The sequence below is a fragment of the Clostridium pasteurianum BC1 genome (assembly GCF_000389635.1).
GTDB lineage: Bacteria > Bacillota > Clostridia > Clostridiales > Clostridiaceae > Clostridium_I > Clostridium_I pasteurianum_A.
Window position 1 is genome coordinate 4,796,035 of sequence record NC_021182.1, and the last position, 22,651, is coordinate 4,818,685.

Annotated in this window: 20 protein-coding genes and 1 pseudogene; 8 read left to right on the plus strand and 13 right to left on the minus strand. The window is 31.8% G+C overall.

Translation table 11 applies throughout. The features are described 5' to 3' along the window. Position 1: 1 nt before the first annotated feature. Positions 2 to 688, minus strand: coding sequence for a response regulator transcription factor (locus tag CLOPA_RS22325; RefSeq protein WP_015617684.1), 687 nt, complete (start codon positions 686 to 688; stop codon positions 2 to 4). Between the two features lie 390 nt (positions 689 to 1,078). Beyond that, positions 1,079 to 1,666 carry an NAD(P)H-dependent oxidoreductase gene (locus tag CLOPA_RS22330; protein ID WP_015617685.1) on the minus strand — a complete coding sequence of 196 codons (588 nt, stop codon included), beginning with the start codon at positions 1,664 to 1,666 and terminating at the stop codon, positions 1,079 to 1,081. Between the two features lie 111 nt (positions 1,667 to 1,777). Between CLOPA_RS22330 and CLOPA_RS22335 the strand changes: the two genes are divergently transcribed. From CLOPA_RS22335 to CLOPA_RS22350, 4 genes are all read left to right on the plus strand, one after another. Then, entirely contained in the window at positions 1,778 to 2,218 is a 441-nt protein-coding gene (locus tag CLOPA_RS22335; RefSeq protein WP_431602585.1) for a MarR family winged helix-turn-helix transcriptional regulator, read from the plus strand. Positions 2,219 to 2,299: 81 nt separating this feature from the next. Continuing rightward, the gene (locus CLOPA_RS22340) at positions 2,300 to 3,382 is read left to right on the plus strand and encodes a UvrB/UvrC motif-containing protein (RefSeq protein WP_015617687.1); all 1,083 of its coding nucleotides are present in this window, start codon (positions 2,300 to 2,302) and stop codon (positions 3,380 to 3,382) included. A gap of 501 nt (positions 3,383 to 3,883) precedes the next feature. Beyond that, on the plus strand, positions 3,884 to 5,296 hold the full coding sequence (locus CLOPA_RS22345; protein ID WP_015617688.1) for a LysM peptidoglycan-binding domain-containing protein: 1,413 nt from the start codon (positions 3,884 to 3,886) through the stop codon (positions 5,294 to 5,296). Between the two features lie 314 nt (positions 5,297 to 5,610). Then, complete coding sequence (locus tag CLOPA_RS22350; RefSeq protein ID WP_015617689.1) at positions 5,611 to 6,726, plus strand: Gfo/Idh/MocA family protein; 1,116 nt, start codon at positions 5,611 to 5,613, stop codon at positions 6,724 to 6,726. Positions 6,727 to 6,858: 132 nt separating this feature from the next. Here CLOPA_RS22350 and CLOPA_RS22355 read toward each other — a convergent pair whose 3' ends face one another. After that, on the minus strand, positions 6,859 to 7,683 hold the full coding sequence (locus CLOPA_RS22355) for a [formate-C-acetyltransferase]-activating enzyme (protein WP_015617690.1): 825 nt from the start codon (positions 7,681 to 7,683) through the stop codon (positions 6,859 to 6,861). A gap of 12 nt (positions 7,684 to 7,695) precedes the next feature. Beyond that, positions 7,696 to 9,993, minus strand: a complete 2,298-nt coding sequence (locus tag CLOPA_RS22360) for a formate C-acetyltransferase (RefSeq protein ID WP_015617691.1) — start codon at positions 9,991 to 9,993, stop codon at positions 7,696 to 7,698. A gap of 378 nt (positions 9,994 to 10,371) precedes the next feature. On the opposite strand from CLOPA_RS22360, the gene CLOPA_RS22365 reads away from it, so the two are divergent. The 4 genes from CLOPA_RS22365 (at position 10,372) to CLOPA_RS22380 (ending at position 14,157) form a co-directional block, all read left to right on the plus strand. Next, positions 10,372 to 11,136, plus strand: coding sequence for a DeoR/GlpR family DNA-binding transcription regulator (locus CLOPA_RS22365; RefSeq protein WP_015617692.1), 765 nt, complete (start codon positions 10,372 to 10,374; stop codon positions 11,134 to 11,136). 162 nt (positions 11,137 to 11,298) lie between these two features. After that, positions 11,299 to 12,270 (plus strand): helix-turn-helix transcriptional regulator, encoded by a 972-nt coding sequence (locus tag CLOPA_RS22370; protein WP_015617693.1) that lies wholly within the window; start codon positions 11,299 to 11,301, stop codon positions 12,268 to 12,270. Between the two features lie 239 nt (positions 12,271 to 12,509). Beyond that, complete coding sequence (locus CLOPA_RS22375) at positions 12,510 to 12,959, plus strand: GyrI-like domain-containing protein (protein WP_015617694.1); 450 nt, start codon at positions 12,510 to 12,512, stop codon at positions 12,957 to 12,959. A 280-nt stretch (positions 12,960 to 13,239) separates the two neighbouring features. Then, on the plus strand, positions 13,240 to 14,157 hold the full coding sequence (locus CLOPA_RS22380; protein WP_015617695.1) for a hypothetical protein: 918 nt from the start codon (positions 13,240 to 13,242) through the stop codon (positions 14,155 to 14,157). Positions 14,158 to 14,259: 102 nt separating this feature from the next. Here the strand turns inward: CLOPA_RS22380 and CLOPA_RS22385 are convergent, their stop codons facing one another. From CLOPA_RS22385 to CLOPA_RS22420, 9 genes and pseudogenes are all read right to left on the minus strand, one after another. Beyond that, entirely contained in the window at positions 14,260 to 15,132 is an 873-nt protein-coding gene (locus CLOPA_RS22385; RefSeq protein WP_015617696.1) for a GNAT family N-acetyltransferase, read from the minus strand. Between the two features lie 29 nt (positions 15,133 to 15,161). After that, the gene (locus tag CLOPA_RS22390; protein ID WP_015617697.1) at positions 15,162 to 15,932 is read right to left on the minus strand and encodes a DUF2087 domain-containing protein; all 771 of its coding nucleotides are present in this window, start codon (positions 15,930 to 15,932) and stop codon (positions 15,162 to 15,164) included. 249 nt (positions 15,933 to 16,181) lie between these two features. Continuing rightward, a complete protein-coding gene (locus CLOPA_RS22395; RefSeq protein ID WP_015617698.1) occupies positions 16,182 to 17,438 on the minus strand; it encodes a DEAD/DEAH box helicase in 1,257 nt (418 codons plus the stop codon). A gap of 177 nt (positions 17,439 to 17,615) precedes the next feature. Next, a complete protein-coding gene (locus CLOPA_RS22400) occupies positions 17,616 to 17,813 on the minus strand; it encodes a cold-shock protein (RefSeq protein WP_015617699.1) in 198 nt (65 codons plus the stop codon). Between the two features lie 398 nt (positions 17,814 to 18,211). After that, positions 18,212 to 19,210 carry an aldo/keto reductase gene (locus tag CLOPA_RS22405; RefSeq protein WP_015617700.1) on the minus strand — a complete coding sequence of 333 codons (999 nt, stop codon included), beginning with the start codon at positions 19,208 to 19,210 and terminating at the stop codon, positions 18,212 to 18,214. A 108-nt stretch (positions 19,211 to 19,318) separates the two neighbouring features. Beyond that, entirely contained in the window at positions 19,319 to 19,453 is a 135-nt protein-coding gene (locus CLOPA_RS26590) for a hypothetical protein (RefSeq protein WP_278246015.1), read from the minus strand. Between the two features lie 105 nt (positions 19,454 to 19,558). Then, positions 19,559 to 20,536 (minus strand): annotated as a pseudogene (locus CLOPA_RS22410) (2-keto-3-deoxygluconate permease); the annotation flags it as partial. Positions 20,537 to 20,787: 251 nt separating this feature from the next. Continuing rightward, the gene (locus tag CLOPA_RS22415) at positions 20,788 to 22,068 is read right to left on the minus strand and encodes a LysM peptidoglycan-binding domain-containing protein (RefSeq protein WP_015617702.1); all 1,281 of its coding nucleotides are present in this window, start codon (positions 22,066 to 22,068) and stop codon (positions 20,788 to 20,790) included. Between the two features lie 238 nt (positions 22,069 to 22,306). Further along, positions 22,307 to 22,627, minus strand: coding sequence for an ATP-binding protein (locus tag CLOPA_RS22420; protein ID WP_051115679.1), 321 nt, complete (start codon positions 22,625 to 22,627; stop codon positions 22,307 to 22,309). Between the last annotated feature and the right edge of the window lie 24 nt (positions 22,628 to 22,651).

Consider the following 22,651-nt stretch of genomic DNA (forward strand, 5'->3'; position numbering starts at 1 on the left):
TTCACCTCAGGGCATACCCCACACCGAATATGGTTTCAATAAAAGTTTGTCCACTATCAAGGTAAAGCTTTGCCCTAAGTCTCCTGACGTGAACATCAATAGTCCTAAGTTCCCCTTCATAATCCATTCCCCAGACCTTATCCAAAAGCTCTTCCCTTGAAAAAACTCTGTTCTTATTTTTCAATAAAAACACCAAAAGTTCATATTCCTTAGGCTTTAGCTTAATCTCCTCATTATTTCTCAGCACTTTTCTACTGTGTAAATTTATAATTATATCATTATTCAGCTTAATTGAATTTTCTTCCTGCAGGAGGCTGCTGTATTTTTCAACCCTTCTCAGTGCCACCTTTACTCTGGTCATTACTTCCTTTATATTGAAGGGCTTTGTAATATAATCATCTGCTCCCAGCTCCAGTCCCAGCACCTTATCAATTACATCATTTCTGGCCGTAAGCATAATAATGGGCAGCTTATACTTGGTATTAACATATCTGCACAATTCAAAACCACTTTCATCAGGCAGATTAATATCAAGCAATATCAAATGAGGCTTATATATTTCCATTAGTTTTCTAGCTTCTTTAGATGAAAAGGCACTGTTAACCTTATAACCTTCGCTGCTGAGAGCAACAGTTAATATATCATTTATTGAAAACTCGTCCTCTACTACCAGTATCTTAAAATCCATAGCTTCACCTCAATTATTTTATGTAACAGTAAAATTTTCAAAAATAAAATCTAAAAATAACTTTAGACCTAATTTATTACCAAAAACTGAAAACAATTAAATTATATCACACATAAATATAAGAAAAATCTAAAAATTTTTATTATTATTTAATTTAAAAATACTTTAATCTAAAATATTATTTTTTCTTTATATAAATATACTAAAGGGCTGTATCACAATGTATGTCTACACATTGTGATACAGCCCTTTAACTATTCTACTATTAAGCTGATTATTAAAATCCCATTTTTCAATAATTAAATAAATTCATTCTCAAATTTAATGAATATTTATTTTTTTCAGAAAACCCCTATTTTGATCATTTTTCCATTTTAATAGGTGCTTTCCTCAACAATTTACTTGTTTAAAATAACCATACACTTTATTTAATTTTTGCTCCTGTTTTCCCTTTGGACTTTCCATATTACCAAATTCAAAGAATTTTACTTTTTTGATTCCTACATAGTTAAATAACGCTTTTTTCATTAAAATTTTATGAGCATTATGCAAGAAAAATAATGGATAATTTGTGGGCCCTCTCATTGTTGATATACATACTACAGACTTCCCTTTTAAAAGACCTTCTGGTAAAAGTCCACCCTTATCCTTATAGGCAAAGTTTGATGCAAATATTTGATCTATATATCCTAAAAGCATAGCAGGCGGTCTTCCCCACCAGATTGGATATACAAAGACAATTTTGTCCGCCCACATAATTTGCTGTCTATACTTTTCTAAGTTAGGGTCACAATACATATCCCTTCTTCGTTTACTCTCATTAAATACAAGTAGTGGATTAAAACCTTCTTCGTATAAATCTAATACTTGTACCTCATTAATATTAGAATTTTCACCACTTCCTTCTATTACTTTTTGTAAAAACGCATAACATAAACTTTTATGATTTGGATGTGTATAAATTACTAGTATTTTCATCATTTCACCTCATTTAATTATCATTTGATAAGTAAATAGTATCATAAATAATTTTACTTGTCAAATGATAATTGTTTTTTGATATCTATTTTGATATGTTATATCATAGAGGTGATAATTTTGAATAAAAAAACTCTTTTTAATAAACTAGTGGCATTTATAACTTCAGTACATCGTATTACTCATGAGTTTTCAAAGGATGCTAAATCAGACACTATTACACAGGTTCAATTTAGTATTCTTCAATATATTGCTGTTAGTGAACCAGTTACCCTTAGCCAAATTAGCCAGTGTCAAGATATGTCCATGCCAAATGCCAGTCGTGAATTAAAAAAATTAAGTGAAAAAAATTTAATAGAAAAACTTTATGATATAGAAGATCGAAGAAAACAATTTATTCGTCTCTCAAAGGATGGAAAAATAATGATAAATGAAGCTTTTAATCACATAGAAACCAAATTTCTTAATCGTATCAAAGATGCTTCTGAAGAGGATTTGGAAGATATTTACCGTGCCTTAGATATACTTCACTCAAAATTATTTTTCGATTAATACAATTATATAAATATGTGTTACAGCCTTATTACTCACGGTCATACTTGCAAAAAATTATATATTTTGGGAGGAGATATTATGAATTTAAAAGAAAAAATCAGAGAACTACCTTCTTCCCCAGGGGTATATCTTATGAAGGATTCTCTCAATAGTATAATTTATGTAGGTAAATCAAAAAATCTAAAAAACAGAGTGGGTTCATATTTTCAAAATTCAAAATCACATTCTCCAAAGGTGATAAAATTAGTTAAGAATCTAAAGGATTTTGACTATATACTTACAGATACGGAATTTGAAGCCTTTATATTGGAATGCAAATTGATAAAGACAATTAAACCTATTTATAATAGGCAAATGAAAAATCCAAAATCCTATTCCTATATAAAGATAATAGTAAATGAAAAATATCCCGGCATTGAAATCTCCAATGAGTCCAGTGAAATTGATGGAAATATTTATTTTGGACCCTATACAAGTAGAAATACAGTAGAAAGAGGAATTGATGGCATAAAGGAATTCTGTAAAATACTTTGCAGCAATAATTTCAGAAAAACTTCCTCCTGCCTTAATTATTCTCTAGGGTTATGCATTGGTATGTGTTTGGATAATACTCCAATCAAACAATATTTAAATATATTTGATAAAATAATAAAATTGCTGGGAGGGGACGATAAAAGTCTTCTTACGGAAATGGAACACAAGATGAATAGTCTATCAGATAACTTTGATTTTGAAAAAGCTGCTAAATATAGAGATTATATAAGCGCAGTAAATTATCTAATTGATAAATTTAAAGTTATAGAATTTGCAGAAGAAAATAAAAATATTGCTTTGCTTGAGCCTTTAGGTGATAACATAATTAAATTTTTTCTTATCAAGGGAAATAAATTGCTTTTTAGTAAAAAATATATACTGAAAGATATTGAAAATTTAAAATCTATTATGAAAAATAATATTTTATTTTACTTTAAAGATAAAGGCTCAAAAAATTTAATAGGAATTGGTAAAGAGGACATCGATGAAGCTCAAATAATTTACAGCTATTTAAAAAACAAATCCAATAGCTGTAACTATGTAATAATTTCAGAGAAGTGCTTTAGTTCTCTAAATGAGGCTAGTATTAATAAAATACTTGATAAATTACTTTTTAGCATGAATTAGCAAAAGCCTTTGAGTAATCTCTTCATAGTAGTGCAAGAATATCAATAAATTTATTCATGTGGCAAATAAAACTACCCTCTATTCCCCATTGATATTTAAAAGTAAATTATAATCACCAACTAGCTGCAATATATTATACTAGTTGGTGGTTAAACTAATTCTAGCTCTTCTAAATAATCTGGTTATATTTCTTTTAACGTATTATGTGAAATTATATTATTTTCTGTTCCTAGGAAGCTATTCCATACTCATCATCAAAAATCCAAAAAAGGTAGTATTAAATGTTCATCAAATGAACTTAAAAATTTTTCTTAACAATCTATTTGTTGAAAATAACCATGCACTTTATTTAATTTTAACTCCTGTTTTCCCTTTGGACTTTCCATATTACCAAATTCAAAGAATTTTACTTTTTTGATTCCTACATACTATATATTATAATCACCTTTTTCTTTATATTTCATAAATTAATAAGTATAAAGTACTAATATGGAGATTTTTATGCTTATTCATGTAGTTAAATCGGGTGAATCCCTATGGCAAATATCAAATCATTACAATGTATCAATGGCTAGGATAATTAGTGCTAATGGACTTCAATACCCTAACAAGCTGCTTATTGGTCAATCTTTAGTAATCCCAACAGAATATATAGTTCATACTGTAAGATCCGGTGAATCCCTATGGGAAATTTCACAAAATTATGGTATTTCAGTAAAGGAAATTGTTCAGGAAAATAAACTTAGCAATCCTGAGAATATTTATCCAGGACTTCAGTTAAATATTCCACCAATTAGATACACAGTAAAGCCCGGTGAATCCCTATCACAAGTTGCACAAAGATATGGAGTTTCCCTTGAAAGCTTAATAGATGCAAATGGTATTCAAGATTCCAGCCTTATATATCCAGGCACTGTACTTATTATTCCCAGAAAAAAGACTCCAATCTATGTAAATGGCTATATTTATGATTTTACTGCAAATGGTGTATCCGTTGTAAGGGATGAAGGAACTTATTTGACCTATTTAGCTCCTTTTGCCTATAGAATTAAAGCGGATGGAACCCTGGAACCTATAGATGATTCTGCACTAATTAACGCTGCCTATGCTAAAAATGTAGTGCCAATGATGGCAATAACAAACTTTACATCAACAGAATTAGGCCATAATCTTGCCCATGTAGTTCTATCAACCCCAGCTGTTACAGATAAGCTTATTACTAACATTATCAATATAATGAAAGATAAAGGCTATCAAGGTGTAAATATCGATTTTGAAAATGTACTTCCAGCTGATAGAGAGAATTATAATAGATTTCTTGAGCTTACAGTTCAAAGACTGCACGCTGAAAATTTCTTTGTATCCTCAGCTCTAGCTCCAAAAACAGGTGCAGGTCAACAGGGATTATTGTATGAAGCTCACGATTACGAAGCCCATGGAAGAATTGTGGATTTTGTTGTACTTATGACCTATGAATGGGGATATAGAGCGGGACCACCTCAGGCTATTTCACCATTAAACCAGATAAAACAAGTACTTGATTATGCAGTTACTGTTATACCAAGAGATAAGATTTTCTTTGGCTTTCAGATCTATGCCAGAGATTGGATTATTCCTCATGTGCAGGGCATGGAGGCAGAAACCTTCAGTATGCAGGAAGCTATATCAAGAGCTGTGAGATATGGAGTCAGAATAAATTATGATCCCGTTAGTCAATCACCTTTCTTCAGATATACGGATAATCAAGGAAGGCGGCACGAAGTTTGGTTTGAAGATGCCAGAAGTGCTCAAGCTAAATTTGATACAGTTAAAGACTACAGATTAAAAGGTATTAGCTACTGGGCATTGGGGTTCCCATTCCCTCAGAACTGGACTTTACTCAGAGGTAATTTTGATATTGTAAAATTGATATAAGATATAGTTGAAATAATAGTAGCAATTATTCTAAAATTTTGTATTAGTAATTTTCTATAGACAGAGAGCTGTCTCCCAATGCATAGATATGTATTGAGAGGCAGTTCTCTACTATATGTTATTAAAATTCAATTTTTAATAAACAAATGAGCCATTTTCAAATTTAATAAATATTTATTGATGTTTATACATCACCTTAAGCTGATTCTATAGGTACTTTAGCAATGGAAGCTTTCTGTTTTCAATCTATTATCAAACCTTGTCATTATTGTTTGTTATCGTTTTCCATGATATAATTTAACGGAGGTGATAATATGTGCAATAATGCCATTTCTAATAAAATTTATGATAATATCCCCAATATAAATTATGCTATTGTAGGCTTTGGCGGAATAGCAAAAACCCATGCCATAGGTACTTACATAGCAAACTTAGCTCTAGGCTTACCCTTTAATTTAAACTTAAAAAATGTAGTAACACAAACCCCCCTTTCATATACAGTTCCTGGCAGTATCAATGCAATATCATTAGAAGATGTTTTAAAAGATCCAGATATACATTTTGTTGATATATGTACCCCCAATGACAGTCATAAGGATATTGTATTAAAAGCACTTAAATATAATAAGTCCATATACTGTGAAAAACCTTTAGCCTCTATTTACAAAGATGCACTTGAGATATCTAGCGCTGTAGAAGCAAGTGGAGTTAGAAATGCTACTGCACTTATGTATCGTTTCATGCCCGCAGTAAGATTGATTAAGGAAGCTGTGGAAGAAAACCTTATAGGAGAAATCATAGATTTTAAAATAAATCTTTTTCATAAAAGCTATCTCAATCCTAATAAAAAAGGGAGCTGGAGAACCAATCCAGGTTCAGGTGGAGGTGCCTTACTGGATTTAGGTGTTCATCTTATTGATGTTATACATTTCACTCTTGGAAATATTGAATCTGTCAATGCTAAAACTAAAATCTTCTTTAAAGAAAGAACAGAAGTAGATGAAATAGCACATTGCAGCTTTTCACTGGAAAATGGTTTGGAAGGAAGCTTAGAAGTTTCAAGAATCTTTGCTGATCTAGAAGAGCCTACTACTTTTACTATATATGGCAGTAAGGGCAGCATAAAGATGAATTCCAACAGCCCCTACACAATAGACATATATAACTATGATAGAAACTCAGTTGAAATTAAAAGTGCCCAAGGCAGAAAGCACATACTGCAAAATTATCCTGGAGAAAGAAATTCCTTTGGCTTTCATCAGGACTGCCATATGGCTTCTCTAGTGAATTTTGCCAATGAACTATTTTTTAATAAACAAAACTCAATCACCCCAACTTTTAAGGATGCATTAAAAGCTCAAAAGGTAATTGAAGCAGCCTATATTTCCAGCAGAGACTTAGAAAAAGTATCTCTTAGCAGTATAGATTAAAATTGATAAAAATCATATTTATCGTACAAATAATAAGCTTAATATAACCTCTCGTAACCAAAAAACCTCACTACACCATAACCGTAAATGGAGTAACGAGGTTTTTATCTTGTTGAGATTAATATTATTTTATTATAACCCGCCAACAACTATTTTCAATCCTTCTTCCTCCATTTGAGACTTTATTTTTTCTATTTTGTCTTCAGATGGTGGTTTTATAGCTTTTAATTCATATTTCTTTCCTATATACTCATATTTATTGCTGCCATATTGATGAAATCGCAATATATGCACCTCCTTTAAACCTAACTCCTTTACAAACTTAACGATTCTTTCAATATTTTCACTATCCATAGTGTATTCTGGAATCAGTGGAATTCTAGGAATAACCTTTGTACCCTTTTCCACTAAAATCCTAATATTACTTTTAATTAATTCTATATCTGCTCCAAGCAATTTTTTAGCCCGAGTTTTATCCATTATCTTTAAATCAAATAGAATGAAATCCAGATACTTTGACACTTCCAGTAAATTATTCATTGACGCCTGACCACAGGTTTCTATAGCTGTATTAATTCCACACTTCTTTAAGCTTTTTAAAAGCTCCAGTGTAAACTGAGGCTGTGCTGAGGCCTCTCCTCCTGAAATAGTTGCCCCTCCACCTGAAGTATTATAAAATATCATATCCTTTTTAATCTCAGCAACAACTTCTTCCACAGTCATATACCTGCCAAATTCCACAATTGCCCCGGTTGGGCATTCACTGACATCATGGCTGCACTTTTTACAGTGAATACATAAATTATTTATTTTAACCTTTTCTATTTCAAAACTTTGAGATTCTGGATTACAACACCACGGGCAATGCAGAGGACAGCCTTTTAGGAATACAACAGTTCTAATGCCCAGTCCATCATGCAGTGAATACCTCTGTATGTTAAAAACTAATCCCTTCATGCTTAACACATCCTATAATAAATGTTCTGTTCGTGCAATAATATCATCTTGGATCTCAGTGCTAAGTTCTACAAAGAAAGCACTGTAGCCAGCCACTCTAACCACAAGTCCTTTATAATTTGCCGGGTACTTTTGAGCTTTTTTTAGAGTATCTGCTGATACAACATTGAATTGTATATGCTGAGGTTTCAGCTTCATAAAGGCTAAGAGATAATTCACCATCTTATTTACACCTTCATCTCCTTCCAAGGTCTTTGGACTAAATTTCACATTTAGCAGACTACCATTGGAGGTCAAATAATTATCCAGCTTGCTTACGCTCTTTAATATAGCAGTAGGTCCTAATTTATCCCTGCCCACCATAGGTGATAACCCACCATCTGCCAATTGCTCCCCATCTCTCCTTCCATCCGGGGTAGCCCCTACTGCCGCTCCTAGTGGCACATGAGCAGATACTGTGTATGCTCCTGGAGTAAAGAAGCCATTTCTTGGGTTTTCATATTTTTCTATAGTCACTTCAAAATGCCTTAAAATATCTGAACTCAAATAATCAACCTCATCATTGTCATTTCCGTATTTATCATATTTATTTATGAGTCTTACCCTAAGCTTTTCATATTCTTGCCCTTGGAAATTATTATTAAGTGCATTAACAAGATTTTTAAAACTTATCCTTTTTTCTTCAAATACACTCTTCTTAAGTGAATATAACGAATCGCTAAGGTTTGCTATACCTATCCCCTGAACACCAGAAAAATTATATTTTGCTCCTCCATGGGTTATATCCTTGCCATTTTCAATACAATTGTCTATAAAGCAGGAGAGCAAGGGCACAGGAGAATATTCTCTATGGCCTATATCAACTATATTTGAGCCTTCTACTACGAGTTTTACATATCTATCCACCTTTTCCTCTATTAGCTTCAATATATTCTCAAAGCTTATATTTTCCCTGTCTACATTTTCCTTTAGTGTTATTTCCATTATCTTTAGAAGATTAAACAAAGCTATGTCGTGCAGCCCATAAGTTTTTCCCGGTATAGATAACTCTACACAGCCTACAATACTATAGTCTCTGGCATCCTCTAGTGAAACTCCTCTGTTTAGAAAACCCGGAATAATCACCTCATCATTAAATACCTGTGGAATACCAGTGCCAAGCTTTATAGTCTCTACAGTTTTATTTAAGAAATCTCTTTCTGTAAATTCATTTATTCTTACAGCTAAATTGGGTTGCGGAAGAAGTATATCATGATAAGTATCCAGGCAAAGGTAAGATAAATCATTTACAGCAGAACGACCATTTTTTAATAGGCCTCCTAAAGCTATGGTATAACCCGTTGGAAATCCTGCAAAATATTTGGCACTGGAAGCACTTCTTATCAGTACCACATCATTTGTCTTTACCCAAAAGCACTCAAGTATTTCTCTAAGTTTATCCTTGGAAATACCCTTATCTAGATCCTGTGTATAGAACCTATTCATGTATTGATCAAATCGCCCTAAGGATAATGAACTTGCATTAGATTCATACTGAGCTATTATACTTACATACCATAGAAGCTGCAGCGCTTCCTGAAAACTTTCTGGCTTTTCAAAAGCAACTTTTTTAGAAATTCTAGCAATTTCAAAAAGTTCTGTCTTCCGTAAACCGTTTTCTTCATTTTCTGTCTTGCTTAGTGCTAAGCTGTAATATCTCATTATATGTCTTTCAGCGGCAGCAAGTACTATTATGGCTGCCTTATAAAAATTATTATGAGGAAACTGTGAGGATTCTCTTCTAACCTTTAATAGCACAGCCTCTATACCATTTTTCAGCAAACCTTCAAAGTCCATAATTATATGTCCTTGTCCCTTATCTGTCTGGTTAAGCTTAATTACAGCTTCTTTTACAGCTGCCTTTACACTGCTGCTAATTTTAGAATTTATAAAGTCCTTCATAGACTTACCTTGCCAATAGGTATATAACTGTTCCTTATATATTTTCTTATCTTCCTCACTTATATAAAATGAATCTTGAGGTCTGCAGTGAATAGTATCCAATTCTTCATATATCCAATAGGGATCCATCTCAGGAGAAATTATACCGCTTCTTGGTTTAATGGTTCTATTACCAGCAATTAATTCATCTTCACGTATTGAAATTTTAATATTATCGAGAATATGTGCTGTGGCCTTTGCTCTTCTTACAATTACAGCTTCACCTTCAGTCTGCTTATGGCTTTCCGTATATAATAGAGCTCTTTCCAAGGAAATTTCTCTTTTATGCTCAAATAATTGGCCTTTTAATTTTTCAATTCTTCCCTTCACTCTTCTACCCTCCCATTATTATTCTTTATTATTTTTTATTATTTACTCTTCATTTGTATTGTATGCTTAATTTGTCAAAAATTCAACACTTATTTAGTAAAAAAACTAGTCAGTATGCTAGTCTATTTTGTATCCTACTACGTCAACAAAACCTTCAGATAGCATCACTATAATTAGAATCTCCTTATATGATTCAAAACATACGACCCATCTTTGACTTACTATTTATTTTCACATGTCTAATATAACTATTTCTCAATAATAAATTTTTAACTGCAAATTATAGTATTGAGTATTATTATTTTTTATTACTTTATATTTATGATATAATTTAATAATAAAATTTATATTCTAATTTTGATGGAGAGTGGATAAAAATTGTTTGCACAAGAAAGACATGATAAAATACTTGAAATTTTACATAGAGAGGGTAAACTGGTAGTAAAAGACTTAAGTGATAAATTCAACGTTACAGAAGATTGTATTAGAAAAGATCTGAAGCTATTAGAAGAAAAAAGTCTTCTTGAACGAACTTATGGCGGTGCTGTTCCCATAAGAAAATCTGCTCTAAATGAAGCTATTAAAATGAGAAGGACAGTTAACGTACCTTCAAAACAAATTATAGCTAGAAAAGCAGTGGATATAATTAATGAAAATGAAACTATTTTTTTGGATATATCCTCCACAAACATATTACTAGCAGATGAGCTTGCAAAGAGTAAGAAAAAATTAACCGTAGTCACTAATATGGTTGACATTGTTTCAGTATTAGGTAAATCAGACAACAATATTAATGTCATATGTACAGGTGGAGTATTAAACAAAGACTTAGACGGATTTACAGGCTCCATGACTATGGAAATCATATCTAACTATAAGCCAACTAAATGTTTTATAGGAAGTTGTGGAGTTAATATACTTGATAAAAGTATTACCACTTTTGATGTAGAAGATGGCAATACTAAAAAAACTATTATTAATATGAGTAAACAAACCTTTTTAGTTATGGAAAACAGTAAATTTTATATTGATGGAACTTTTAAATTTGCCACTTTATACGATATTGATACAGTAGTTACCGAAGCTGCTCCTCATGAAGAAGTAGTTAATCTACTATCCAAAACTAATACTAAAATTATCTAGAAAAATTTACTGTTAATTATTTATCCCATGACTAGTCGCTGTAATACTCCATCTTCTAAAGAGTTGGAGATAACAGCGACACGTCCCTGGATAATTCATCTAAACTTGGTGGGAGTACAAACCCCTACCAAGTAAGATTCATTGATATAGGAGTGTGCGTTCATGAGACTTCACAGGCTTTTAGGAATTATTATGCTGCTTGATTCACGTGGGATAATGAAGGCAGGGAATTTATCTAAATTACTTGAGACCTCAGAAAGAACCATATACAGAGATATTGATATATTGTGTGAAGCAGGTATTCCTATTACTTCAACTTCAGGTCCTAATGGTGGTTTTTCCTTTATGGAAGGCTATAAAATCAATTCAAATATGTTAGAGACAGGAGATGTCTTTAATATTTTACTTTCAAGTATGGGTATCAAACCAGAAAAAAATACAGAAACAGCACAGCAATTAAAAAATACTATTATTAAGCTTGAAAACAGTTTATCAGAAGAACATAGAAAAGAAATTATTAAAGCTAAGGAAAGATTCTTTATTGATTCAGATCCTTGGTGGGGAAAGAAGCTGCAAAATAATAATGTAGATGTAATAAAAAAATCAGTACTGAATTTAAAAAAGTTAAAGGTGTTCTACAAAAAATATTATGGCGAAGTATCAGAGAGGATTATAAGACCTTATGGTGTGGTAGTAAAAGATTCTCAGTGGTATGTAGCAGCTTTTTGTGAAGTAAAAAAGGAAATTAGAATTTTTAAGTGCAGCAGGATTATAAATATAGAAGTACTTGATGAAAGTTTCAGCATGCCTGAAAACTTTCAACTGGAAGAATTCTGGAGTAAAAATAAACAGCAATTTGTAAAACAAGCAGCTCTTAAAATAGATCCTGCTGCATATGTTGTTAAGCTTAAATTTTATGAGGAAAAGAATAAACTTCTTCAAGGCTTTAATGTACAATCTTCCATAAAACTTGCAGACCAATGGATTTATGATATTGATATGATAAGCTTTGAAACCGCCTGCAATATAATTTTTCCTTTCAGTGACAGAATAGAAGTTTTAGAACCTACAGAACTTAGGGAATATGTATTGAAAAAAGCTAATAAAATTTTAAATCTATATAAACTAGAATAAATCCCTGACATAATGTTGTCAGGGATTGCTTGATATAATTAACATATAAGGCATATTCAAATAAATAAAAAGTCAGTATGCTAGTCGTCTATTTTACATCATACTACGTTAACAGAACGCTCTGATAGCACCACTATCTTCAGAACCCTTTTCCTTGTATGATGCAAAATATATGTGGCATCTTTGACTTACTATTTATCTTCACATGCCTAAAATAAATTGAAGGGAGATAATTAATTATGGATGGAAAATTAGTAAGCGTAGAAAGCTTTAAGACTGTAGGTATCACCTATTTTGGAAATAATAGCAATGGAGAAATTCCAAAGCTTTGGGAGGTATTTAATAACCGCTACAAAGACATAAAACAAAAAAGTGAATCTATGCTGTGTTATGGTATCTGTGATGATGAAATGGATTCAGAAGGTAGATTCCACTATACCGCTTGTGCAGAGGTAGATAGCTTTCAGGATGTACCAGAAGGTATGGAAACAGGGGTTGTTCCAGATGGTAAGTACCTTGTATATACTTATGAAGGAGCTATAAAAGACTTAGGTGATTTTTATAATAATATATTTACCAAATGGCTTCCAGACTCAGAATATGAGGTGGATTATAGACCTCAATTTGAGTTATATGACACAAGATTTATGGATAATGGAGAATTTGACGTATATATACCAGTTAAATAAAAACTTTATGTATAAAAAGGGTGTAGTAAATAGCATCCTTTTTATGCCTATTTTAATATACTTCCATGACAATATAAAATTCCATGCAATATTTCATCAAATCCAATTTGTTACTTCATCATAAATAAAATTGTACTTCAAAAACAAAATAATCTAGTATTAAAGGGTTTATGTACGTCATTTTGTGTACTAGGCTTATAGCAAAATATGGTATAATCTCTTATATAAACTACATAAAAACAATATGTTAAAAGTTCACTAATAGTTGGAGGGTTTAAACATGAAAAAACTATCAAAAACTCTTTTTGATGGATTAAATAGATATATGAATGAAGAAGCTAGACCACTGGAAAGATCTATATTCAATTATTATTTTAATGACTCAAATGATGATGATATATTGGATTCATTAGAAACATATCAAAATTCAGATGGAGGATTTGGTAGAGGTATAGAACCTGATTTTAAACTTGTGCATTCCTCTCCTATGGCAACATCAATTGGTTTAAGATATTTAAATATTTTAGCTAATAGTGCCAGAGCACAAACTATGATAGCTAGAGCTGTTAAATATCTAGAGACAACTTTTGATATTAATAGGCATGGTTGGTATAGTGTCCCATGCAATGTTAACCAGTATCCTCATGCACCTTGGTGGGAATTTAAAGATGATATTAATATGACAGTTATTGATTACTCATGGGGAAATCCTTCAGCAGAATTAATAGGATATCTTTATAAATATAAAAAGTACCTTAACAATCTAGATATTTATTCATTAATAAATTACTCTATAAATAAACTGAATGAACATAAAGAATTTAACTCAGAACATGAAATATTTTGTTATATTCGCATGTATAGTACTATAGAAAAAGAATTTGCTATCCAAATTGAAAACACACTAAAATTGGCTGTTTCCCAATTAGTTAACACAAAGGAATCTGAATGGATAAATTACGTACCCACTCCATTAAAGTTTATAGAATTTAATTCTGAAAATTATTTTGGAATTGAAGAAAAATTTATAAATGAAAACTTAGATTATTTAGTAAACAAGCTTGAAGAATACGGTAAGATATTTCCAACCTGGCAATGGGGTAGATATTTAAAAGAATGGGAAGTTTCTAAAGTTGAATGGACAGGTATCCTAACTCTTGAAGCTTTATTATCTTTACTAAAGTTTAATCGAGTATAGTTAAAGCTTTTCAAAATAATTATTTTATAGCAAAAGCTAAAAAGTCCACGTCATTCATAATATAGTTTATCATACAGTTCCAAGTTCACAAAGTCTAGTCATTTATTCATAATCAAGTACAAACCAATGGCTAATCAATTTATTTTCTTTAAATCCTCTTTTCTTATACATATTGTAAGCCAACGTATTTTTTGTGATAACAGTCAAGCTAATTTCTGTTATTCCCTTTGAATCAAGAAAATTAATAGCGGTTTCTAAAAGCTGCTTTCCGTATCCTTTCCCTCTGGCAGCCTTAATTAATCCTAAATCAAATTCACCTACACCATCTTTAATATTAAACTGCAAAAAACCCGCCATAGCATTATTTATTAAAACTATGAAGTAGTATTTATTTTCATATGCTTTATTTATATAATCATCAATTTCTCTTTCTGTTAGCGTTGTCCCATTTGGAACTTCCTTAAATGAATCATTATAAATCGCTAAATACTCTTTTTTATTATTATCTGATAATGTAACTAGCTTTAGAGAAGAATATTTGATTTTTCTATCCTCTAAAGTCATTTTTATTGCCGAATATTGCTTATTTAAGTTTAGAGAATTTAAAATTCTAATTATTCTATTATCTCTTGCTCCTAAAAATATTTCCCGTGCTCCATATTCTTTAGCAATATTTTTGACTTCCTCTATTATTTCACCTGCAGCTATTTTTTTATTCTCTATCTCTTCATTTATATCCAAATTAACTACATAGGCTATTCCCTTTTTACTGCATTCTTTTAATATTATTAGTGCCTTCCCAACAATGTATTCTTCATTGATTTTTAAAATAACTCCTCCGCCAAAATCGTATTCCTCAGATTTAAATAAATTATCCATCTCTTCAAAGGATAATTTATTTTCTACATTTCTATTTATAAATTCAATTAGTTTCTCTGCTTCAATTTTACTTAATTCCAAATAATTTTTTATCATGCCATACACAATCCTTTAACCACATTAATTTATTCCTTTACCCAATAGTTACTACAATCATTTGTTCTTTCAATAAATCCATATTCAATTAAAGCTCTTCTTATAGTTGCATAATCTTCATATATTCTCTTTAAAATTCTATTAATTTCTTTTTCGGAATAAATCTTACCTTTAGAAAAATTCTTCACTATTTCCTGTAATACTATGATTTTCTTCTTTTCTCTAGCTGGATAATTTATTAATGCTCCATTTTCATCAATATAGGTTTTAATAACATCAACTTTTTCCTTATCAGTGATATTATATCTGTCATCTAGGGTAGTTGCTGTCTTATGGGCATCGCACATAACTTCTTTATCTAATTTATTAATCTTTTTATTTGTATTCTTTGAGAGTAAATCCATCAATGCTAAAAATAATTTTGCCTGCTTTTCTTTTTCTCTCAGCTTATAACGATGATTTCTAATAGTTGATTGAGCAACTCCAAGTTTTCCAGCGACTTCTTTATCCGATAACCCCTCTGCTATTAAGTTTAATAATTTTTTCTGAATGTCAGATAATCCTGTAAAAGTAGAATTCATTTCTAATAAATATTGAAGCATGGAACCATGCCTTTCTTCTATGTGAAGTTCTGCTGCTTTCCCTGCATCATATAATTCTGAATTTATTTCATATATACGCCCCTTTTGGAATATCTCTTCACAAATTATACATTTGTATTCTCCATCTTCTTCCGCGAAACCACTTTTTAGTTCATCTATTGTAGCTCCCCAAAATAATTCATTTGCTTTTATATCCATAAAATTTTATTCCTTTCAATATTAATGCATTCTATTCTTAATTTGTATTGTATATGAAAACTATATATTTGTCTATATATAAGCAAACATTTTTATATTTAGTTTGTTTTAATTTAATATGCGGAATTATCCTCTCCTTTATAGGCGGGAGACTAATTATAATAAAATAAAATTAAAACCATAGCCCTTCTTTGGTAAACTTACCTTAAAAGAATACTATGGTTTTTAATACATTAAACTAACATTTTATTAGCTGCTCTTTTTAGCTTTCCTAAAATAATTGTTCTGGCATTTTTTTCCGTCATATACTTTCTTTCTAAGATCCTTATTTTTTACTTCACCTGAAGTTCTTATAACTGTACTTGAATTACTCATAAGATAAGGATGATCTTCAATTACCGGTATTGACTTTGATATAACTTTTTCAATATTTCTTAGAGCTTCTCTTTCTTCAGGATCACAAAATGAAAGTGCAGCACCTTCTGCTCCAGCTCTTCCTGTACGTCCGATTCTATGAACATAGGTTTCTGGTACATCCGGTAAGTCAAAGTTTATTACGTGAGACAATTTTTCTACGTCAATACCCCTTGCAGCTATATCCGTTGCTACTAAAACTCTTATTTTCTTTTCCTTGAAATTACTTAAAGCAAGTTGTCTTGCACTCTGTGACTTATTCCCATGAATAGCTTGAGCCTTTATTCCCACTTTAATAAGGTCCCCGGTTATTTTATTTGCACCATGTTTTGTTCGAGAAAATACAAGAACAGATTCAAAAGCTTTATCCTTCAGCAGGTGAATAAGCAAAGACTTCTTGTTTCTTTTTTCAACAAAATACACTGCCTGCTTAATAGTATCAATAGTAGATGAAACAGGAGTCACTTCTACCTTTACTGGCTTTATGAGAATAGAATCTATTAATTTCGAAATTCCCTGAGGCATAGTAGCAGAGAATAACATTGTCTGCCTGTTCTTAGGAAGTTTTGCTATAATTCTTTTCACATCATGTCCGAGCCCCATATCAAGCATTCGATCTGCCTCATCAAGCACAAAAAACTTTATATGCTCTAAACTTACATATTTTTGTTGCATTAAATCTAGCAGCCTGCCGGGTGTTGCAATTAAAATATCTACTCCTGCCTTTAATGCATCTGTCTGAGATTTTTGTGAAACTCCGCCAAAAATAGTAGTATTCTTTAGCCCCGTATATTTTCCATAGGAAGTAAAGCTTTCTCCAATCTGGATAGCCAATTCTCTAGTTGGAGCTAATACTAAGGCTGTAATGCTTAAAGGTCCCTTTTCAGCTCTTTTTTTACTATAAAGAAGCTGCAATGTAGGTATAGCAAAAGCTGCTGTTTTTCCGGTACCTGTCTGGGCACATCCCTCCAAATCATTTCCCTCAAGTATAGCTGGAATAGATTGTTCCTGTATAGGCGTGGGACTAGTGTACCCTTCGCTTTTTAAAGCTTTCAAAATAGGGTCAATAATATTTAAATTTTCAAATAACATTTTTCTCCTTTATAAGTGACTGCCAATTTTATGCCTTATTGCATCTAATCAAACGGGCCGCCCTGTTTATTATTTTTTATCTTAGTCAATACTTTTGTCTTGTCTTAAAATCTAATTATAGACAACTGAAAAACCCCTCAAATAGGATAACTATTCAAGGGGTAAAATATTCATCAATTAGATAATAGTAATATTTTCTGCTTGAGGTCCTTTTGGTCCTTTAACCACGTCATAAGAAACTTTTTGACCTTCTTCAAGTGATTTGTAACCATCTGAATTTATTTGAGAAAAATGTGCAAAAACATCTTTTCCATCTTCTCCTGTAATAAATCCAAATCCTTTTTCTCCATTAAACCATTTTACTGTACCATTCATATAAATGTATACCTCCGAAATTTTATTATTCTTAAACTCATGGCAATAACTCACTAATAAAATCTCGATATCAACATACTATATTTATTAAGTACTAATTGAAATATATTTGTGTTCCATTATTAACTATTAATTTAAGTTCTTACTAAGCATAACACAGTTCATTATATAAAGCAAGTTAATACCTACTTCTTTATAAAACTTGAATATTTTTATGTATGAGATGTCATAGGAAAGATCACTTCTTTTAACAAATTATTTTTAGACTTTATAAACAAGGTGTCATCCAATTTCTCTTTAAAACTTTTAAATACCTCGTATTTATTTAGTCTAGGTATGAAATGAATTTCTATAACTTCATCATTAGGTATAACAATTTTTCAATCTCTACTTCATCATTATAATGTACGTACAGGGGGAGCCATAAATTCAGGCCCAACAGGTTCTTTTACATATTTATTTACAATTGATTCAATAGTTTTATAATCTTCTTCTGTCAATCTCCAACCGCCAACGCCTTCAACGGCATTCAATTGTTCAGGACGACGAGCACCCCATAGTGCAATACCAGAAATAGGCTGATCAATAAGCCAACGAATGGCTAGGCTAATAATAGATTTTCCATAGCTTTCTTTTGCCCATTTGTCTAGAGCCTCTACAGCATTAATATAACTAGGGAAACGATCAGGTTGAAATTTTGGATCGGCATTACGTAAATCATCACCATTAAATTTACTATCAGCTGTCATCCGCCCGCTAAGCAAACCACGGCAAATGCTGCCATAATATAAGGCTGTCATATTTTCATTTTTAACATAAGGTAATAATTCATTCTTGAAATCCTGTTCAAAAATATTATAAGGTGGTTGAACTGTGTGAACAGGTGCAAATTTCTTAAATGTTTCAATTTGTTCAACGCTAAAATTACTGACACCAATGGCACGAATTTTTCCTGCATCAAGAAGACTTTTCATTGTCATTGCAGTCTCTTCAATAGGTGTAAGTGGATCTGGCCAATGAATTTGATAAATATCAATGTAATCTGTTTGAAGACGTCGCAAGGAGTCATCTATTTCCTTGAGAATATTTTCTTTGGTGTTATTACGATAAACCAGACCATCTCCTTTGGACCAGTCTAATCCAACTTTAGTAGCTATATAAAAAGAATCTCGCGATATATTTTTAATGGCTTCTCCAACTATTTTTTCTGATTCCCCTCTACCGTAGGCTGGAGCAGTATCTATCACATTAATCCCTAAGTCTAAAGCATGGTGAATTGTGGAAATGGATTGTTTAACATCAGTACCACCCCAATCAGATCCACCAATGGCCCAAGTTCCCAATGCAACTGTAGACAATTTTTTAAGATTTGTCTTATCGATTTCTGTGTATTCCATTCAATCAACTCCTAAACATGTCTGAGGTATATATTAACTTGTTATTATCTTAATTTATACCCTAGATTAATTTTTACATTTTTATTATATACTGAAGAAATTTTCAATTCAAATATTGCTTCCTTCATTATTTTCATCCTCTTCTGATTTATAATCCTTTATAAATGCTTCATCCAATTGCAATTCTTTTTCAGTGTATTCATTCCAAGGTATATTTTTATCTACGGATTTTGATAATCCCAAATTCTGAATTAGTGAAAATAATGCAGTAAATATAGCAAAAACAAGAGGTCAAAACTCTTATATAAAAAATAATACTATAAGCAATGGAGGCTTATACGATTACGATTAAGCCTCCATTTCTATTTTACTTTTGCCAAAGTTTTCTTCATATTTTGGACATCCAAAACGTTTTGCAAACCAATGTACAATAAATGGACACAAAATGGCTGATAAAACAGCCGCACAAGATATTTGTACAGTTGCTAGCTTTACATAGCTACTAAAATTTGGCACTAATTGTCCAATCATTGTCGGAACTGCCACTGTATTACCAGCAACAGATACAGTGGCCATACCACCATAACCTGGCCTTTTTAACAAAACTCTATCCACAATAAGCGCAACTGGTCCGGTTACAACCAGTACCATAATAAAGAGGAATATTCCACCAAAGCCTGAAACTATAATTTTCGAAAGATCAATATTTGACCCTAGAATAAAGCCCATAACCGGTAGTATTATTGCAATTCCATGTTTTGTTACTATTTTAATTTGGTTATCAATAGTAGATAATATGATACCAATACATAGAGGCAATAAAATAGTTACATATTCTTGCCATCCAACTCCATTATTTCCTGAAATTCCAATAGTTAATAGAGATAACATAGGACCGGAATTAAAATTAAATATTGGTCTTGCCACAAGATCTGCGTGATCTCCGTAGCTTTGTACTAGTCCCATATACAGACTGCTATTGTTATTTGTTAAAGCGCATAAAATCGCCAAACTGCATGTCCCAAATATTCCTTTATATCCGAAATAATGCAATATGAGAAGATAGACTCCAGCACCTGCCAAGTACTTAAATAATACATGGCTTCCTCCACGTTTTAAAGATTCAGGTATGTCACTAACTCTCATTTGGGTCCCTGTAAAGAGTAATGTCAAAAACATCATCACTCTTAATCCATCATTAGAGATTAAAGCTTGGCTATAACTTCCTATTCTCAAAACTGAAGGGCAAAATGTATTTAAAATAGCAGCTACAAATAGTGGTACAATCATTGTTCCTGCAGGAATTTTATTTACTTTTTCTAATAATTTCGTTTTTTTCTCTCCCTTCTAACTCAATAAATTACAATATTTATCATATCATATTATTTTATAATAATCTTTAACTTAAGGTAAAGAATTCTCATATCCCCTATAGTTTGGAAATGAATAGTACTTAACTACAATCCCTAGATATGATAAACTGTAGATAGTTATGTAAAATTTCTAGTAGTTGACTTATAAAAAAACAGATAAAAAGAGCATCATATTCTAATTACATGCGAAAAAGGTTATTTAGCTCAAATAACCTTTTTAACATTGTACAAAGAATTTAAAACCAGCCAATTCTGAGGAAAGTATCGTCCTATGGTCCAATAGCTTACACCTGCAAGCCTAAACTCATTAGCTAATTGAAGCTTTGCTCTGATACTTCTGGCATCCTCAAACCAAACTACATGCTCTCTTCCATTACTAGCATAATAATTAAAGTATGGAGCTTGAGACAACCTATCATATTTTATTTCTGCACCTACTCTCGCTGCAAGATCAACTGCACCTACATTAGAAACAGTAGTTGCTCCAGTGCCTCTCTCATAGGGAAGTGTCCAATCGTATCCATAGTTTGGTATGCCCATTAATATTTTATCCCTAGGTATAGCAGTAACAGCATAATCTAAAACTCTTCTAACAGAATTAATAGGTGCTACTGCCATTGGAGGCCCATAAGTGTATCCCCATTCATAAGTCATCAGTATGACATGAGATACCAATTGCCCATGAACAGGGTAGTCATGTCCCTGATATAAAATCCCCTGTTGATTAGCTGATATTTTAGGAGCCAATGCAGTTGTAACTAAATACCCTAAAGGCTTTAATTTTTGCACAGCCTTCCTGAGAAAATTATTATATAGTTCCCTGTCTTCCGGATATATATACTCAAAATCGATATCTAATCCGTAGTAATTTTTTGCCTTTAATGTTGCAATAACATTATTAAGCAGTGTATCCTGCAGCTGTTCACTTGACAAAATCCTACGTGCCAGATCACTGCTAAATCCACCTCCTGGCAAAAGATTACTTATAACCATAAGAGGCGCCACTTTAGCCTGCCTTGCTGCTTCAATTAAAGGAGTGTCATTAATCTCACTGAGGGAACCATCTTCCTTTACCTCATGACTGAATATACTTAGATATGTCAAACTAGACAAGGTCTTTTTCAAAACCTCCATACTTATATTTGGAAAAGCATATCCATTTACTTCAATAGTCCCAAACTTCCTTGTTCTAGATGGTATATTGAGTATTTGTCCTGGATATATCAAAACAGCATTAGTTATTTGAGGATTTGCAGCAAGCAATTCATTAACGGTTAACCCATAAGCAGCTGCTATTGTATACAAGCTTTCGTTGGGAGCTACAGTATGTCTTCTTGTTCCTTCAAGAATTACCAAAGTCTGACCGATTACTAGTCTATTAGGGTTATTTAGTTCGTTATCTGCAGCTATTTTATTAGGAGAAACTTTATATAAACGAGAAATAGAGTAGAGGGACTCTCCCGGCCTTACAACATGTATAATCAACCAGCTTACCACCTTTTACATACTTCAATTTATTATATGATTGGTGGTAAGTAGATGTTATAAAATTTATCGTTTCTATACTTAAGGCATATTCAAGCAAACTAAGATAAAGTAATACTAGCGTTAATTCATTTATTCTTATTATCATAATATTTTTCCTCAAATACATTGAATTTAGTTTCCTCATTATTTTCCACATTTTCAACATCTGCTGTAATTCTTCAATTGGTTCATTTAATTATAGTTCCTTATTGTACAATGGCAGCCTCACTTGAATATCAATCAATCCATTCTGCAATGACGCGCCTGCACTGCCACCCATCTGTTCAGCAAGCAGCCTTACGGTAGACAATCCCAACCCCGTATTATTGCTCCTTGCTTTATCACCGGTATAGAAACGGTCAAAAATCCGTTTCACATCAATTTCAAAAGTACTTTTCACAGGATTTCTGAAAGATATAACCGCATTTTCCATAGCCAGTAGTAACCGTACCTCTATATTCCCATTACAGTGTTGAACACATTTGCGAGTTAAATTTTGGATAATCCTCATGACCATTTCTTTATCGGCGAAGACAAAAAT

What these genes read in the sequence shown, in the direction of transcription:
- CLOPA_RS22325 (WP_015617684.1), bottom strand. Translation starts at nt 688, where the DNA reads ATGGATTTTAAGATACTGGTAGTAGAGGACGAGTTTTCAATAAATGAT.
- CLOPA_RS22330 (WP_015617685.1), bottom strand. Translation starts at nt 1,666, where the DNA reads ATGAAAATACTAGTAATTTATACACATCCAAATCATAAAAGTTTATGT.
- CLOPA_RS22340 (WP_015617687.1), top strand. Translation starts at nt 2,300, where the DNA reads ATGAATTTAAAAGAAAAAATCAGAGAACTACCTTCTTCCCCAGGGGTA.
- CLOPA_RS22345 (WP_015617688.1), top strand. Translation starts at nt 3,884, where the DNA reads ATGCTTATTCATGTAGTTAAATCGGGTGAATCCCTATGGCAAATATCA.
- CLOPA_RS22350 (WP_015617689.1), top strand. Translation starts at nt 5,611, where the DNA reads ATGTGCAATAATGCCATTTCTAATAAAATTTATGATAATATCCCCAAT.
- CLOPA_RS22355 (WP_015617690.1), bottom strand. Translation starts at nt 7,683, where the DNA reads ATGAAGGGATTAGTTTTTAACATACAGAGGTATTCACTGCATGATGGA.
- CLOPA_RS22370 (WP_015617693.1), top strand. Translation starts at nt 11,299, where the DNA reads ATGAGACTTCACAGGCTTTTAGGAATTATTATGCTGCTTGATTCACGT.
- CLOPA_RS22375 (WP_015617694.1), top strand. Translation starts at nt 12,510, where the DNA reads ATGGATGGAAAATTAGTAAGCGTAGAAAGCTTTAAGACTGTAGGTATC.
- CLOPA_RS22380 (WP_015617695.1), top strand. Translation starts at nt 13,240, where the DNA reads ATGAAAAAACTATCAAAAACTCTTTTTGATGGATTAAATAGATATATG.
- CLOPA_RS22385 (WP_015617696.1), bottom strand. Translation starts at nt 15,132, where the DNA reads ATGATAAAAAATTATTTGGAATTAAGTAAAATTGAAGCAGAGAAACTA.
- CLOPA_RS22390 (WP_015617697.1), bottom strand. Translation starts at nt 15,932, where the DNA reads ATGGATATAAAAGCAAATGAATTATTTTGGGGAGCTACAATAGATGAA.
- CLOPA_RS22395 (WP_015617698.1), bottom strand. Translation starts at nt 17,438, where the DNA reads ATGTTATTTGAAAATTTAAATATTATTGACCCTATTTTGAAAGCTTTA.
- CLOPA_RS22400 (WP_015617699.1), bottom strand. Translation starts at nt 17,813, where the DNA reads ATGAATGGTACAGTAAAATGGTTTAATGGAGAAAAAGGATTTGGATTT.
- CLOPA_RS22405 (WP_015617700.1), bottom strand. Translation starts at nt 19,210, where the DNA reads ATGGAATACACAGAAATCGATAAGACAAATCTTAAAAAATTGTCTACA.
- CLOPA_RS22420 (WP_051115679.1), bottom strand. Translation starts at nt 22,627, where the DNA reads ATGGTCATGAGGATTATCCAAAATTTAACTCGCAAATGTGTTCAACAC.